General features: G+C 52.0%; 12 protein-coding genes. 7 read left to right on the top strand and 5 right to left on the bottom strand.

All coding sequences use genetic code 11. The features are described from left to right. Positions 1 to 273: 273 nt before the first annotated feature. The 5 genes from BTJ40_RS16765 to gltA all read right to left on the bottom strand — a co-directional run bounded on the left by BTJ40_RS16765 (position 274) and on the right by gltA (position 6,859). On the bottom strand, positions 274 to 822 hold the full coding sequence (locus BTJ40_RS16765; RefSeq protein ID WP_108734165.1) for a DUF3365 domain-containing protein: 549 nt from the start codon (positions 820 to 822) through the stop codon (positions 274 to 276). Positions 823 to 849: 27 nt separating this feature from the next. Continuing rightward, on the bottom strand, positions 850 to 2,187 hold the full coding sequence (locus BTJ40_RS16760; RefSeq protein ID WP_108734164.1) for a cytochrome c3 family protein: 1,338 nt from the start codon (positions 2,185 to 2,187) through the stop codon (positions 850 to 852). Beyond that, positions 2,188 to 4,215 carry an FAD-dependent oxidoreductase gene (locus BTJ40_RS16755; protein ID WP_108734163.1) on the bottom strand — a complete coding sequence of 676 codons (2,028 nt, stop codon included), beginning with the start codon at positions 4,213 to 4,215 and terminating at the stop codon, positions 2,188 to 2,190. It abuts the gene before it with no gap. A gap of 503 nt (positions 4,216 to 4,718) precedes the next feature. Then, positions 4,719 to 5,255, bottom strand: a complete 537-nt coding sequence (locus BTJ40_RS16750) for a hemerythrin domain-containing protein (RefSeq protein ID WP_108734162.1) — start codon at positions 5,253 to 5,255, stop codon at positions 4,719 to 4,721. 314 nt (positions 5,256 to 5,569) lie between these two features. Further along, a complete protein-coding gene (gene gltA, locus BTJ40_RS16745) occupies positions 5,570 to 6,859 on the bottom strand; it encodes a citrate synthase (RefSeq protein WP_108734161.1) in 1,290 nt (429 codons plus the stop codon). Between the two features lie 439 nt (positions 6,860 to 7,298). Between gltA and sdhC the strand changes: the two genes are divergently transcribed. The 7 genes from sdhC to lpdA all read left to right on the top strand — a co-directional run bounded on the left by sdhC (position 7,299) and on the right by lpdA (position 16,333). Next, positions 7,299 to 7,673, top strand: a complete 375-nt coding sequence (gene sdhC / locus BTJ40_RS16740; RefSeq protein ID WP_108734160.1) for a succinate dehydrogenase, cytochrome b556 subunit — start codon at positions 7,299 to 7,301, stop codon at positions 7,671 to 7,673. Further along, positions 7,667 to 8,035, top strand: coding sequence for a succinate dehydrogenase, hydrophobic membrane anchor protein (gene sdhD / locus BTJ40_RS16735; protein WP_108735308.1), 369 nt, complete (start codon positions 7,667 to 7,669; stop codon positions 8,033 to 8,035). Before sdhC ends, sdhD begins: the two co-directional genes overlap by 7 nt. Before the next feature lie 3 nt (positions 8,036 to 8,038). After that, positions 8,039 to 9,811 (top strand): succinate dehydrogenase flavoprotein subunit, encoded by a 1,773-nt coding sequence (gene sdhA, locus BTJ40_RS16730; RefSeq protein ID WP_108734159.1) that lies wholly within the window; start codon positions 8,039 to 8,041, stop codon positions 9,809 to 9,811. 19 nt (positions 9,812 to 9,830) lie between these two features. Next, a complete protein-coding gene (locus tag BTJ40_RS16725) occupies positions 9,831 to 10,535 on the top strand; it encodes a succinate dehydrogenase iron-sulfur subunit (protein WP_108734158.1) in 705 nt (234 codons plus the stop codon). A gap of 212 nt (positions 10,536 to 10,747) precedes the next feature. Further along, on the top strand, positions 10,748 to 13,579 hold the full coding sequence (locus tag BTJ40_RS16720; RefSeq protein WP_108735307.1) for a 2-oxoglutarate dehydrogenase E1 component: 2,832 nt from the start codon (positions 10,748 to 10,750) through the stop codon (positions 13,577 to 13,579). Between the two features lie 46 nt (positions 13,580 to 13,625). Beyond that, positions 13,626 to 14,825: a 2-oxoglutarate dehydrogenase complex dihydrolipoyllysine-residue succinyltransferase gene (gene odhB, locus BTJ40_RS16715; RefSeq protein WP_108734157.1), complete on the top strand. Its 1,200-nt coding sequence runs from the start codon at positions 13,626 to 13,628 to the stop codon at positions 14,823 to 14,825. Positions 14,826 to 14,890: 65 nt separating this feature from the next. After that, on the top strand, positions 14,891 to 16,333 hold the full coding sequence (gene lpdA / locus BTJ40_RS16710) for a dihydrolipoyl dehydrogenase (protein ID WP_108734156.1): 1,443 nt from the start codon (positions 14,891 to 14,893) through the stop codon (positions 16,331 to 16,333). Positions 16,334 to 16,387 lie beyond the last annotated feature (54 nt).

Raw genomic sequence — 16,387 nt, 5'->3', positions numbered from 1 at the left:
AATATAGATATGCCTAGGTGTGCTTTGCGGAGCAAAGCCCAAGAAAAAGCGGGCCGTAATGGAGACTGGACTGACCCGGAAATAGGCCCACAGCGGGTAACCACTGGTCTGAATGATTTCAGCGAGGTAGTAGCGGGAGTAGAGCCAGTCAGCTTAAAAGAGGGAGCGGTCGAAATGAATTCGGCCGCCACTCTTATGGGTACGTCTACTCACCCCTTGGCTACTTCAACCGACCATTGCCCGACCAAAAAGTCGGGCGACAGTAGTAATTGATCAGAGTGGGATTCGAATAACAACACCGCCCATCGTATGGCCCAGCTCAAAATCGGTGCGCGGGCTGTCTACGTGGTCATTGTGGCAGCTAACACACGCAGGAGATACACCTACATCTGCATAGACTGCAGTGAAGTATTCGGTATCACCCAGCTTTTCGCGGCCGTAAAAATTCTTGCCCGGGTTGTCGATTACGTACTGCAAACCCTCTTTTTCCATTTCAGTACGCGGCTTGTTTTGCTTGTTGATCGGCCACAGGGAGAGCAGGGCATAGTTAAACCCTGACTCTTTTTCGGCAACACGCTCAGCACCCATGCGCATCATCTGTGCGGGGAGTGGCAATAATTTCTTGTCCTGCCAGTGTTCATCCGCGTCGAGAATTTTTTCCTCATTCTGCAGGCGGTTTACAACTTTGTTGGTGTAGTTGGCCCTGTCAGCCTCGATCACAGCAAAGATGGCATCCGCCATTCGCTCTGGTGCAATTCCCTGGTTTTTTTCACAGCCTGTGAGCAGGGCTAGTCCAGCGATAATACAAGCGGCAATACGCATATTATTCCCCTCCTATTGGGATTGATTTTACTTGTTTTTGCTTTTTGAAATCCTTGCAATACGCTCGCGGATCAGCTCGAAGGTTTTATGCTTCTCTACGGGTTTATGCTTGAAATTACTATTAATTAGATTTTTGTCAGCCAGCGCGGCAAGAGAAAACTCGGCTCCATGACAGCTCAGGCATACTGGCATCATTTTTTCATTGGGGCGAAGGTTGTGGTTCTGATTATGGTTAACCACAATCTGCTCACCATGTGTTTCCCGGGGTAAATGACAGCTGGCACAGCTGACTCCACCTTCGGGGTTTGAATTCCAGGTATCGAAATGAGGGGACTCCTTGTAAGCGAGACTGTGTTCATCATTGTGGCAGCTCAGGCAGGCCTCAACAGCAGCAAATTGCATATTAACTTCATGTGGGCCATGACAACTGATACAGCTCAATTCTTCAGTAGCATTTGCATTCATAGGCAGGCGGGCCTGCTGTGGTGAGATAACTCCGACCTGCTGAATAAATCCTTCCTCCAGTTTATTGGACAGGCGCATACCGTGTTTCCCCCCTGTGAAGGATTCTTTTTGCTCGCTATGACAGCTTGCACACTGCTCCACAACTTCCAAACTGCTGAATTGCATTTGTCCATCGACATGGCAACTGCTGCAATTCACATCCGTTTTTGCATGAATGCTTTGTGCCCATTCCGCAGCAATTTCGGCGGCATGGTCTCCTTTTTCAATATCGGCATGACTGACTTGCAGCGGCGTTGTTTGTGGGTGTTCACTCAGCCAGGATTGAACGGCTGTGCGTGCGGGGAGATTTGCCGTTTCCAAAAGGTCAGGTTGATCAACATGAGCGATAAGGAAGTCCTCATAGAGAGAACCGTTATCATGATAGTTGTGGCAGCCTGCACTCGCACAGGTTTCAAAGCCCAGGTCTTTATGGCTGCTGCGTTCTTGGGCAATATCACTGTGGCAGTGAAAGCAAAAATCACCTGCCAAAGTAACGCCCATCTCCCCGGTTATTTGTGGCTTGTGCTCCGTATGACAACTTACGCACAGGCGAGCATCCAGTGTTTCTAAAAGCACTGCATTGCGTGGGTCTAAAAATTTTTGCCGTGGATGTGAGTCGTCGACCAGCTCCAGTTCCTCAGCATGGCAATTGAGGCAAGCTTGTTGAACGGCATCTTCACCGCCAAAGCCATCGGTGTGACAAGAGGTACAAGCGAGTTCAATTTGATGGTGGCCGTGAGTGGCATCTCCACTGATAAATAGAGATTTATCATCGACGTTAAGGTTATATGCCACTGCAGAGCCAATAACCAGGGTCAGCAATACGCCGTAATGCCAGAATTTAAATTGATAAGATTTCATCTAGAAGTAGTAAACCGCAAAAATATGGTAGGCGAGGAGGACTGGCAGGGCCCAGAGCAGGGCATAGTGGACTCGGGACCACCATTTTCGGTGTTCGCGAAGTTTCAAGTCGGTCCAGTGGTGGTTGCGCGCCATAAAAACACCGACGAGCGAACCGGTTGCGGTTGCAGTCAGAAATACCAGCATTAATGCTAAATTCAGGTTTTCACCTAGGCGGAAACCCGAGTGAACGGCAAGTGTGAGTAGGGCAATCAGGCCTGTGACACTGTGTGCATAGCGCCAGTGATCGACATGGCCGAGGCTGAGTTTCTTCCAGCGCTTCCTGATACTGAGAGCGGCAGTAAAGAGGCACATGGCGAGAATGGTATAGCCAGTAACCTGCTTCCAAAAATTGTCGTACCAGAGTTTTTCCCAAAAAGGTGCAGTTTGTACTGAAGGTGAAACTGGAGCTGGCGGCATTAGGAAAGCCAATGCAATTAAAATTAATGACAGCACAGAGGTTATAAGTATTCCCTTGGAGTGCCGCATCACCAGGTTGGGCGCTGGCACATCAAGAAGCTCTGCCATCAGAGGTCGACAACTACCGCAGACCGATCCCGCAGTTGTTGCCTGCTGCAGTTCATTTATATTGCGCTTGCCTGCGGAAATTGCTTTGCACAATTGACCTTTGGTGACGGAGTTGCACTGACAGACCAGGTAGTTATCGGGGAAGTCTTTAATGCTATTGCCGGACTTTTTGGCAAAAATCCGTCCTTCGCTTTCAAAGTGCTTGAGTGTGCGCAGAGAAATTTTTTCTTCCTGCGCTACAGCTTGGCGCAGTTCATTGGCTTCATTCCAGCTGCCAATATAAATGGCTCCAACGATATATTCGCCTTTGATAAATAAGCGCCTATAAATTCCTTTAAAGCGGTTACGATAAATGTGGCTTTCTACCCCCCCCTGCTGATCGAGGTTTTCCGGGTCTACTTCACCCATAATTCCGCAGGGAATATGGGCAATTTTCAGTTGGATATCGGTGTAACTGCCGGAATAGGGTTGTGATTGAAATTTTCCACTGTGATTTCGCTGAATATGCGAGCAGCAGCTCTCGGCTTGCTCGTATCCTGGTCGGACCAACTGGTAAACTTTTTGATCAAATTCAGCGCACTCCCCTACCGCATAAACATCCGGGTCAGAAGTTTGCATCCACTCATTGACAAGGATCCCACGTTCAGTAGCGAGTCCACATTGTTCAGCCAGACTAATTTCCGGCTGAATTCCCGTACACAATACGATGGCGTCCACGGAAAGTTTTTCATCACTGGCAAAAGTGAGTGTGCGCTTGCTATCGCTCTCCTCAATAGCTACAAGGGAATCCGAAATTTTTAATTCCACGCCCAGTGCAGTAAGGGCGGACTTGAGAAACTCTTCTCCCTCCTCTCCTAACAGGCCGCTCAACAAGTGGCCTCGGGATTGCAGGGTGACATTATTTTTAGGCGTTTTTAATGCGGTCGCTGCTTCAAGTCCCAGGGCTCCAGCCCCGACCACACAGATGTCAGCATTTTGCTCCCTTAAGTCGAGCAAATCGTTGGTATTTTTTAGGCTTCGAAAAGGATAAACACCCGGCAGATCCGCGCCCTGGATCTTTGGAATAATAGGATTTGACCCAGTCGCTATTATCAGCTTGGAGTAGGGCTGTATATTTCCAGCGGCATCGGTAACCGTTTTTTGTGAGCGATCAATAGAGATGATCTTGCGGTCAATATATTCGGCAAGCCGATGATCACTTTGGCTGAGGATAGGATTATCAAGTTCCTCCAGCTCTACATGGCTTGATAAATATTGAGAGAGCTTAACCCGGTTGTAGGGAGTCTCTGTTTCCGCTCCGTAGATAACAATTTGAGCTTCATCACAGAATTCCAGCAGTTTTTGTGCGCAGCGTACGCCCACAGGGCCCGTACCGATAATTACATAAATTGGGTAACTGCTGTCATTAGCATGTATACCGCTTGGTAATTGCTCGACAAGTGTATCGTCTAGCTCAGTCATACCTCCCCCCCGACTGCTTTGGTTTTTCTATCAGCCTTTCTATTTTTTAATTTGTTTGCCAGATGGCTTATAAAAATTCTTAGACTAATATCCCACTCTGGAGTATTTTTTTGAATTCTAATATCTATATGTTTAAACAAAATTAAATAAAGGTCTAGTGCCGATTAGATGATGACGATAGAGAAATGGGTGTAAAGTAAGGTCAGGTCGGAAAATTGGGTTAGATTTAACCGGTGTCCACAGTTTTGGAATATTCCTGGAAGGTAGGCAAAAGTAGTTTGCCCAAATTAGGTGCTTATTTTGTTGGTTGTATAAAAGTGCGGGATGGGAAGTGCGGCTTTTCAGTTTTTTTTAAGACCATTTGCGGGTCGCAAAGTGTGCGGCCCCGTCCTTGTGGGCTGCTGACTGCAAAAAGTGGTATGGCTACTGTAAAGAATTGTTTCTTGCTGGTATTTCTAGGTTAAATATCTCATCACTCCTGATAAAAAAACTAAACGTTGCTTTTAGGAGGGTTGGTAAAGGACGTAGAGTTCTTTTTCTTCCAGAGCTGTTCGGCGAGTCAATGCCTCTCCGATTTTCTGGTAATCCATTTTAAAATCGCGAACCATTTCTGGGGTAAAGGCTTCGTGGTTGTAACGCTTGCAAAATTGAACAACAGCATTTGCAATTTCGTTCATGTCAGTGCGGAAGTCTTTTACTACCTGTAGAGTGTGGGCATCGCCAACCAGAGCCTGCTCCAGGTATACATAAAAACGCACATTTTCTTTAATTAAGTGGGCCTGAAAGCCGGACTTAAATTGGGTCAGTAACTGTGACAGCTGGCGATAGTTCTGCTTTTCGTAACCCTCGGACCACATGCGCTGAAAAATGCCGATCAAGGTGCGGTGATCGTCTTCCAGAGCCTTGATTAAAGTCGGGTCGTAAGAAATGGTGCGGGTTCCTTTAGTTCCTGCGTAGGAGCTGCGAGTGTATTTTTCTTCAAGGTCCGCCGCGTCTTCTGATTTGTTACTTCGGAACATTCCAGAGATAAAACTAAGCATGAGTTTAGTCCCAGTAAATTTTAAAGGGTTGTTATTAGGTCTGATCGTGCCGCGAAGTTGGGGGTAGCTTAAAGAAAGCAAAGCTATTTGAGTCCCAGCGGGCGTGGCGGATTTTACATTGGATGACAGCAGGTTTAACCGCTATAAAAGGACTGGATTCGGTAAAATTCCAAAAGTGGGATGCGCGTCACATTTCAGCTCTTTGCTTTTGTAATTTTATCGAAAAGTTATTGGTTAGCGCTGACTTAACTAGAGAAGCTTTTGCTATTTAGGTAATAAAAAACCCGGCTTAGCCGGGTTTTTTATACTTGAAATTAGCGCTGCTCAAGCGGCACATAATCGCGCTGCGGGTAGCCGGTATACAGCTGGCGAGGGCGGCCAATCTTATACGGGTTGGAAATCATTTCATTCCAGTGCGCGATCCAGCCTGAGGTACGGCCGGTGGCGAAGATTACGGTGAACATATCGGTGGGGATGCCGATAGCCTTCATAATAATGCCGGAGTAGAAGTCTACATTCGGGTAGAGTTTCTTCTCTACGAAGTAATCGTCCTCAAGGGCGATTTTCTCCAGTTTCTTGGCAATTTTCAGTAGAGGATCGTTTTCTGCGCCCATGGCACCCAGAACCTCATCGCAGATGCCTTGCATTACGCGGGAGCGAGGATCAAAGTTTTTGTAAACGCGGTGTCCAAAGCCCATCAGGCGGAATGGGTCGTTTTTGTCTTTGGCGCGCTTCACGAACTCGTCGATGCGGCTTTCATCGCCAATTTCCTGAAGCATGTTCAATACAGCTTCATTGGCTCCGCCGTGAGCGGGCCCCCATAAGGTGGCAATACCAGAGGAGATGCAGGCGAAGGGATTGGCGCCGGAGGAGCCGGCCAGGCGAACAGTAGATGTGGATGCATTCTGTTCGTGGTCTGCGTGCAGCAGGAAGATAATATCCATTGCCTTGGCGACAACCGGGTCGATCTTGCTGGGCTCACAGGGGTTGCCAAACATCATGTGCAGGAAGTTTTCCGAATAGCTGAGGCTATTGTCCGGGTACATGAAAGGCATGCCTTGGGAGTGCTTGTAACACATGGCTGCCAGGGTTGGCATTTTAGCAATCAGGCGATGGGCGGAAATCTCGCGGTGCTCTGGATTGGTGATGTCCAGGGAGTCATGGTAGAAGGAAGCGAGGGCTCCAACTACACCGCACATCATCGCCATCGGGTGGGCATCGTAACGGAAGCCTTTAAAGAAGTTCACCAGGGACTCGTGAACCATGGTGTGAGACATAATAGTGTCTACATACTTCTTCTTTTCTTGTGCATTGGGCAGTTCGCCATTCATCAGCAGGTAGCAGGTTTCCAGGTAGTCGGATTTTTCTGCCAGTTGCTCGATGGGGTAGCCGCGGTGCAGCAGTTGGCCTTTGCCGCCATCAATAAAGGTGATCTTGGAATCACATGAGGCGGTAGACACGAAGCCCGGGTCGTAAGTAAATAAGCCTTTGCCGGTCAGACCGCCGACATCGATAACATCGGGGCCGAGGGTACCGGAGCGAACGGGCATCTCAAGAGCGCCGTCGATACCATCGACTGTGAGGTGCGCTTTTTTATCGGACATTGCGGACTCCTAAAAATGTTCTTATGCCGGCCTTCTCCCGCTGTTTTCGGGTGCTAGCGGCCTTTTGAGCGGGGCCAAACTTAAGTGCCGCGCCGCAAATTGTCAAACCAAAAGGAATGGACGACCAGTCTATTGGCGACAGGATATCCGGCTCCGACCCGTGCTTGTAGAGTATTTGTCTAGATAGTGTGCAGGAAAGTCTGAGGAAATCCCGCAGCTACTAAAAAACTGCGCGATACTGGCGGGAACCCCGCGCAATCGCAGGCGTTCGTTGTGTTTTGACTATTGAATGCCTATAATCCGCGCGGCTTGCGCCACGGTACGGCTACTTTGTATAAGACTTAATCAGGTCGAGTGCAAAGTGATCAGCAAGCAGCTCGTCCCTCCATTGAAAAGCTAACGGGCGCCCGGTCGTTCAGGGCAACAAGGTGTTTTTCCTGTGAACAAAAACAGACCTGTCAATTTAGACATTTCCACTATAAAGCTTCCCGCTGCCGCTGTGGTTTCCATTTTGCATCGTATTTCCGGTGTAGTGCTCTTTGCTGTTGTTGCACTACTACTGTGGATGCTCGATGTCAGCCTGGAATCAGAGCAGGGATTCGCCGAAGTCGCAGCGATATTTAACAGTATCCCTGCAAAGCTCATTCTTTGGGCGGCACTGGCGGCACTTATTTACCACATACTGGCAGGTGTACGTCATCTGTTTATGGATATGGGAATGGGTGAAAGTCTCGAAGGCGGCCGCCGCAGCGCTGTTTCAGTGCTGGTACTGGCTGTAATCCTTATTCTTCTTGCGGGAGTATGGTTGTGGTAAAAACAGTAACAAGCTTTGGTCGTAGTGGTACCTTCGACTGGCTCTATCAGAGAGTCACAGCGGTAATACTGCTCGCGTATACCCTCTTTATAGTGGGTTTTATCTTTTTTAGTAAGGACTTCGGCTATCAGGCCTGGTCTGAACTGTTCGCCCAGCGCTGGATGCGTGTTTTCAGCTTGGTTGCTTTGCTGTCCACCATTATTCACGCCTGGATTGGCCTCTGGTCCGTGGTTACCGATTACATCACCAACCGGATGATGGGTGGTAAAGCCACTGTTCTGCGCCTGTTCGTAGAAGTGATTCTGGCTGCGGTTGCCGTGCTCTACACGGTGTGGGGCATTGAAATTCTTTGGGGTGTATAAGCAATGGCGAACATGCGTACTATTTCTTTTGACGGGATTGTAATTGGTGGTGGCGGTGCCGGTATGCGCGCTGCCCTGCAGATGGCCCAGTCCGGCTATAAAACTGCGGTTATTACCAAAGTATTCCCGACGCGTTCTCACACGGTATCTGCCCAGGGCGGAATTACCTGTGCGATCGCCAGCTCAGATCCCAACGACGATTGGCGCTGGCACATGTACGATACCGTTAAAGGTTCCGACTACATTGGTGACCAGGACGCTATCGAATATATGTGTTCCGTAGGCCCTGAGGCAGTATTTGAGCTTGAGCACATGGGGCTGCCCTTCTCTCGTACAGAGGAAGGCCGCATCTATCAGCGCCCCTTCGGCGGTCAGTCCAAAGATTTCGGCCGCGGTGGCCAGGCTGCACGTACCTGTGCCGCTGCTGACCGTACCGGCCATGCACTGCTGCATACTCTCTATCAAAACAACGTTAAGCACAAAACCGAATTCCTGAACGAATGGTTTGCGATTGACCTGGTGAAGAACCAGGACGGTGCTGTTGTGGGTGTGATCGCCATGTGCATCGAAGATGGCGAAGTGGTTTATATCAAATCCAAAGCGACTGTATTCGCTACTGGCGGTGCCGGTCGTATCTTCGCTTCCACCACCAACGCACACATCAATACCGGTGACGGTGTCGGTATGGCCCTGCGTGCCGGTATGCCGGTCCAGGATATTGAGATGTGGCAGTTCCACCCCACTGGTATTTACGGTGCCGGTGTACTCGTGACTGAAGGTTGTCGCGGTGAAGGTGGCTATCTGATCAATAAAGATGGCGAGCGTTTCATGGAGCGCTACGCGCCTAACGCCAAAGACCTCGCTTCCCGCGACGTTGTGGCTCGCTCTATGGTTCTCGAGATTCTCGACGGTCGCGGTTGTGGTCCGGAAGGCGATCACGTATTCCTAAAGCTCGACCATCTGGGTGAGGAATTGCTCAACAGCCGCTTGCCCGGTATCTGTGAACTGTCCAAGACTTTCGCCCACGCCGACCCGGTTAAGGTGCCGATCCCGGTAGTACCTACCTGTCACTATATGATGGGTGGTATTCCGACTAACGTTCACGGTCAGGCTTTGACTCAGGACGCTGCCGGTAACGACCAGATTATCGATGGTTTCTACGCCTGTGGTGAGGTTGCCTGCGTATCTGTACACGGTGCTAACCGTCTGGGTGGTAACTCACTGCTGGATCTGGTGGTGTTCGGTCGCGCTTCCGGTCTGTTTATCGAGAAATCCCTGCGTGAGGGTATCGAGCACCGCGAAGCTTCAGAGTCCGATCTCGAAGCCGCAATGGCTCGCCTGAATCGCCTGGAGACCAACGAGACCGGTGAGAAGGCTTCGGACCTGCGCAAAGAGCTGCAGGGTGTGATGCAAAACCATTTTGGTGTCTTCCGCCGCGGCGACTTTATGGCTGAAGGCGTGAAGAAACTTGCAGATCTGCGCGAGCGTATTGAAAATGTACGCCTCGACGACCGGAGCCGAGCCTTCAATACTGCCCGTGTTGAAGCACTGGAACTGCAGAACTTACTGGAAGTTGCCGAGGCCACTGCGGTTGCCGCAGAGACTCGAACAGAAAGTCGTGGTGCTCACGCCCGCGAGGACTTCCAGGAGCGCGATGATGAAAACTGGCTGTGCCACTCTATGTATTTCCCTGCGGAAAAACGTGTTGGCAAGCGTGCGGTAAACTTCGCGCCTAACACTATGGAAGCCTTTGAACCGAAAGCTCGGACTTACTGATTCGGGAGCGGAATAGAGTATGTTGAAAGTAAGCATTTACCGTTACAACCCGGAAACCGATAAAGCGCCTTACATGCAGGACTATGAACTGGACACCAAGGGCAAGGACCTGATGGTGTTGGATGTTCTGGAGCTGCTGAAAGCCGAAGACCCGACCCTGTCTTTCCGTCGCTCCTGCCGTGAGGGAGTCTGTGGCTCAGACGGCATGAGTATTTCCGGTCGCAATGGTCTGGCGTGCACTACGCCACTGTCTGAAGCTGCCCCCAAGGGTAAACTGGTTCTGCGTCCTCTGCCGGGCCTGCCGGTTATCCGCGACCTGGTCGTGGATATGGAGCAGTTCTACGAGCAGTACAAGAAGATTGAGCCGTACCTGCAGAACGATACACCAGCACCGGCTATTGAGCGTCTGCAGTCTCCTGAAGACCGCGAGAAGCTCGATGGTCTGTACGAATGTATCCTGTGTGCCTGCTGTTCCACCTCTTGTCCGTCTTTCTGGTGGAACCCGGACAAGTTTATCGGCCCGGCTGGTTTGTTGCAGGCTTACCGCTTCCTGGCGGACAGCCGCGACCTGGCTACTGATGAACGCCTGTCAAATCTGGATGACCCCTTTAGTGTTTTCCGTTGCCACGGTATTCAAAACTGTGTCAATGTCTGCCCGAAAGGTTTGAATCCGACGCGTGCGATCGGCCATATCCGCAATATGCTGCTGACCCGTGCCGTGTAAGGGGATGTTGCGGCCGATTATCGGCCCGCTAAGGGTTCGCGTTCTGTGAACCCGGTGCCAGGTAGGGTGCCAAGCAAATGACAAAAGCCGGTTTTAACCGGCAAAAAACTGAAAAGGGGAGGTGGCTTTGTGCGCCTCCCCTTTTGTGAGTGAAAGGAAAGCGCAGTGGCTCAAGAGAAGATCAGCACACTGCAATTGAGGTAGGCATCAACATGCACGAAAGTACCATGGAGCAGCTGTGGCGTAGCTCCCATATCTCCGGGGGCAATGCTGCCTACGTGGAGGAGCTTTACGAGACCTATCTGCACGACCCCAACGGTGTCCCCGAGGAGTGGCGCAATTATTTCGACAGCCTCCCCCGCGTTGAAGGCAGCAGTGATGTTTCCCACGCTGCTGTACGCCAGCACTTTGAGCTGCTCAGCAAGCATCGCGCGCGCCCGGTAGCGGCTCCCGGTGCGGCAGGCTCTGCCAATATCGAGCACGAGCGCAAGCAGATTAAAGTTCTGCAATTGATCGATTCCTACCGTCATCGCGGCCATAAAAAAGCGACCCTCGACCCCTTGGGGCTGATGGCCCGCGAGCAGGTGCCTGACCTGCAGTTGAGCTACCACGGCCTGACCGAAGGTGACTTCGACACCACCTTTAATACCGGCAGCCTGTTTCTCGGCAAAGAAGAAGCAACCCTGCGCGAAATTGTCGAGGGCCTGGAGCGCACTTACTGTGGCAACCTGGGCGCTGAGATCATGCATCTCTCCAACCTGGAAGAGCAGCAGTGGTTCCAGCAGCGTCTTGAGCGCAGCCAGTCCAAAGCCAATTTCGGCACCGATATCCAGATTGAAATTCTGCAGCGTCTCTCTGCTGCTGAAGGTCTGGAGCGCCACCTGGACTCCAAGTACCCCGGCACCAAGCGCTTTGGTGTAGAGGGTGGTGAGAGCCTGATCCCGATGATGGACGCTCTGATCCGTCGCTCCGGCACTTACGGGGTGAAGGAAGTCGTGATCGGTATGGCCCACCGCGGCCGCCTGAATACCCTGGTCAATATCCTCGGTAAAAATCCGGCGGACCTGTTCCAGGAGTTTGAAGGCAAGAAAACTCTCGATACTTCCGGCGACGTGAAATACCACCAGGGCTTCTCCTCCAATGTGATGACTCCCGGTGGTGAAGTTCACCTGGCGCTGGCCTTTAACCCTTCGCACCTGGAAATCAGTGCCCCTGTTGTTGTTGGTTCCGTGCGTGCCCGCCAGGACCGCCGTAAAGATGCAACTGGCGAGAAGGTAATGCCGATCAACATCCACGGCGATGCGGCTTTTGCTGGTCAGGGTGTTGTGCAGGAAACCCTGCAGATGTCCCAGACCCGCGGTTACTACACCGGCGGTACTGTGCACATCGTACTGAATAACCAGGTGGGCTTTACCACCAGCAAGCGCGAAGACGCCCGCTCCACTGAGTACTCCACCGATCCCGCTAAGATGATCGATGCGCCGGTGCTGCACGTAAATGGCGACGACCCGGAAATGGTCGTATTGGCCGCGCTGCTAGCGGTGGACTACCGCTACGAATTTAAGAAAGATATCGTTATCGACCTGGTCTGCTACCGTCGTCGCGGCCACAACGAGACCGATGACCCCTCTGGTACCCAGCCGCTGATGTACCAGACCATCCGCAAGCACAAGACTACCCGCACGCTCTATTCCGAGAAGCTGGTGGGCGAGGGCATCCTGGACAAGGTTGCCGCAGACAAGCTGGCTAACGACTACCGCGACAAACTGGATGCCGGTGAAGACGTTGCTACCGGTCTTGTGAAGAAGCCCGACTCCTCCATGTTTGTGGATTGGAGCCCCTACCTGGGCCACGACTGGAACGAGCCCGCAGATACTGGCTACGCATTGCCGAAACTGCAGGATGTCGCCACGCGCATGACCAATGTGCCCGATGGCATTGTGATGCAGCGCCAGGTCTCCAAAATCTATGAAGACCGCCGCAAGATGGCCGGCGGTGCCCTGCCTCTGAACTGGGGTATGGCGGAAACCCTGGCTTACGGCACACTGCTGGAAGACGGCTTTATGGTCCGTTTCACTGGCGAGGATGTGGGTCGCGGTACCTTCTCCCATCGTCACGCGGTGATTCACAGCCAGAAAGACGGTCAGAGCTATGTGCCTTTGCAGCATATGTTCGAAGACCAGCCGCCTTTCTATATTTACGACTCGCTGCTGTCTGAAGAGGCGGTATTGGCGTTTGAATACGGCTATGCGACCACTACACCTAAGTCTCTGGTGGTGTGGGAAGCTCAGTTTGGTGACTTCGCCAACGGTGCCCAGGTTGTGATCGACCAGTTCATTACTTCCGGTGAGCACAAGTGGGGCCGAATGTGCGGCCTGGTAATGCTGTTGCCGCACGGGTACGAAGGCCAGGGCCCAGAGCACTCCTCTGCACGTCTTGAGCGCTTTATGCAGCTGTGTGCCGAACACAATATCCAGGTGTGTAACGCCACTACCCCTGCGCAGATTTTCCACCTGCTGCGTCGCCAGGCTGTGCGCCCCATGCGTCGTCCTCTGGTAATCATGAGCCCGAAGTGGATTCTGCGCCACAAGCTGGCAACCTCCAGCCTGGAAGAGCTGGCTGAGGGTCGTTTCCACAACGTGATCCAGGACCAGGGCGTAGATCCAGACAAAGTGAAGCGTTTGGTTCTGTGTTCCGGCAAGGTTTACTACCACCTGCTGGAAGCCCGTATGGAGCGCGAGCAGGAAGATGTGGCGTTCGTACGAATCGAGCAGCTGTACCCATTCCCGGACGAAGAGTTTGTGGAAGCGGTTTCCGCATTCAAGAAGATCAAGAGTGTTGCCTGGTGTCAGGAAGAGCCCATGAATCAGGGCGCCTGGTACTCCAGCCAGCACCACTTGCGTCGCCTGTTGTCGGAAACCCATCCGAAGCTGGATCTGGAATACGTGGGCCGCGCCCCATCCGCAGCACCTGCGGCGGGCTATATGTCCACGCACCTTGAAGAACAGAATAAGTTCATCAACGAGGCGCTGACCGTCAAATAACCGGCGGCAGTAATAAGTGAAGAGTCAATCTCAGGAAACAGAAAAAATGACGATCGAGATTAAAGCGCCAACTTTCCCTGAATCTGTTCAGGACGGAACTGTCGCCACCTGGCATAAACAACCCGGTGAAGCTGTGTCCCGCGATGAGCTGATCGTGGATATCGAAACCGATAAAGTTGTGCTGGAAGTTGTTGCACCTGCCGATGGTGCCCTGACTGAAATCATCAAGGGTGAGGGCGATACCGTCCTCTCCAATGAGGTGATTGCCAAGTTTGAAGCGGGCGCTGGCGCAGCCACTGCCCCCGCAGAAGAAAAAGCAGAAGTTCCGGCTGCCGAAGCGGCTGCTCCTGCGGCTGGCGACAAAATTGCTATGCCATCTGCCAAGAAAATGGCTGCTGAGAAGGGCGTAGATCTGGCGGGTGTTGAAGGCACTGGCAAGGGTGGTCGCGTTCTCAAGGAAGACGTAATGAAAGCGGGCACTGCGCCGGCTGCCGCTGCTGCACCTGCCGCCGCTGCTGCTGAAGTTGCGGTTGCTCCGGGTGAGCGCGTAGAGAAGCGTGTTCCTATGACCCGTATGCGTAAGCGTATCGCTGAGCGCCTGCTGGACGCTTCCCAGTCCACCGCCATGCTCACCACCTTTAACGAGGTGAACATGAAGCCGATTATGGACCTGCGCAAGAACTACAAAGACCTTTTCGAGAAGACCCACAACGGCACTCGTCTGGGCTTTATGGGCTTCTTCGTAAAAGCTGCAGTAGAAGCGCTGAAGCGCTACACCGCGGTGAACGCGTCTATCGACGGTAACGATATCGTTTACCACGGTTACCAGGATATCGGTGTAGCGGTTTCCTCTCCGAAAGGCCTGGTTGTGCCGATTCTGCGCAATGCGGAGAACATGGGCCTGGCGGATATGGAAAACAATATCCGCGACCTGGGTGTTCGCGCCCGCGATGGCAAACTGTCTATCGAAGAGATGACTGGCGGTACCTTCACCATCACCAACGGTGGTGTATTCGGTTCCTTGCTGTCCACCCCGATTCTGAATCCACCACAAACCGCAATTCTGGGTATGCACAAAATCCAGGAGCGCCCGATGGCGGTGAATGGCAAGGTGGAAATCCTGCCGATGATGTACCTGGCGCTGTCCTATGACCACCGTCTGATCGACGGTAAGGAAGCTGTTGGCTTCCTGGTGGCGATCAAGGAAATGATCGAAGATCCAGCGCGTATCTTGCTCGAAGTTTAAAAAATAAGTCCAGGGGCCTAAGGGCCCCCTCGATCACACTGCATTAGAAATATCTGGAACTGATCATGTCCGAAAAATTTGACGTAATCGTAATTGGCTCCGGTCCTGGTGGTTATGTCGCTGCCATCCGTGCCGCTCAGCTGGGTCTGAAAACCGCTTGTATCGAAAAGTGGAAAAACAAGGAAGGTAAATACGTAAATGGCGGCACCTGCCTGAACGTAGGTTGTATCCCCTCTAAGGCACTGCTGGACAGCTCCTGGAAGTACCACGAGGCCAAAGACGCTCTCGACGTGCACGGCATTGAAGTCGGCAAGATCAAGATGGATGTGAGCAAGATGATCGAGCGCAAAGGCGAGATTGTTAACAAGCTGACCGGCGGTGTAGCTGGCCTGTTCACAGCTAACAAAGTGACCTCCATTTTCGGCACCGGCAAGCTGCTGGCTAACAAGAAAGTGGAAGTGACTGACGACGAAGGCAACAGCACCGTCTACGAAGCCGAAAACGTCATTCTGGCTTCCGGTTCTGTACCGGTAAATATTCCGCCCGCTCCGGTAGACAACAAAATTATTGTCGATTCCACTGGTGCTCTGGAATTCACTGAAACTCCAAAGCGTTTGGGTGTTATCGGTGCCGGCGTAATTGGTCTGGAGCTGGGCTCCGTATGGAACCGCCTGGGCTCCGAAGTGGTTGTTCTGGAAGCGATGGATAAATTCCTGGCAATTATGGATCAGCAGGTTGCCAAAGAATCCCAGAAAATCTTCAAGAAGCAGGGCCTGGATATCCGCCTCGCTTGCCGCGTAACCGGCTCCGAAGTGAAAGGCGAGGAAGTGGTTGTTACTTACCAGGACAAAGATGGTAAAGAGCACCAGGAAACTTTCGACAAGCTGATCGTCTGCGTTGGCCGTCGCCCTTACACTGAAGGCCTTCTTTCTGAAGATGCCGGTGTGAAGATGGACGAGCGTGGATTCATCTATGTCAACGACCTGTGCATGACTTCTGCTCCGGGCGTATGGGCGATTGGTGACGTGGTACGCGGCCCAATGCTGGCGCACAAGGCCTCAGAAGAAGGTGTTGTGGTTGCCGAGCGCATCGCCGGCCAGAAACCGATGATGAACTACGACGTGATCCCCAACGTTATCTACACTCACCCGGAAATCGCTGCGGTTGGCCGCACTGAAGAACAGGTGAAAGCCGATGGCGAGCCCTACAACGTAGGCAGCTTCCCGTTTGCTATCAATGGTCGCGCTATGGCCGCCAACGATACCCAGGGCTTTGTGAAAATCATTGCTCATGCGGAAACTGACCGCGTACTGGGTGCCCACATCGTTGGCCCGTCTGCCGCAGACCTGGTTCAGCAAGTGGCGATCGCGATGGAATTCGGTTCCAGCGCTGAAGATATCGGTATGACTGTATTTGCACACCCGACTCTGTCTGAGACCGTGAAAGAAGCGGCGTTGGGCGTGAATGGTCATGCGATCCATACCGTAAATCGCAAGAAGCGCAAGTAAGAATATTTTTCGATGTCGGGGCACTAATTATTGATTAATTAGCGCCCCGGTTTC

Source organism: Microbulbifer sp. A4B17 (assembly GCF_003076275.1).
Taxonomy (GTDB): domain Bacteria; phylum Pseudomonadota; class Gammaproteobacteria; order Pseudomonadales; family Cellvibrionaceae; genus Microbulbifer.
Note: the sequence above shows the minus strand (reverse complement) of the source record. Positions and strands in the feature narration are given on the sequence as shown.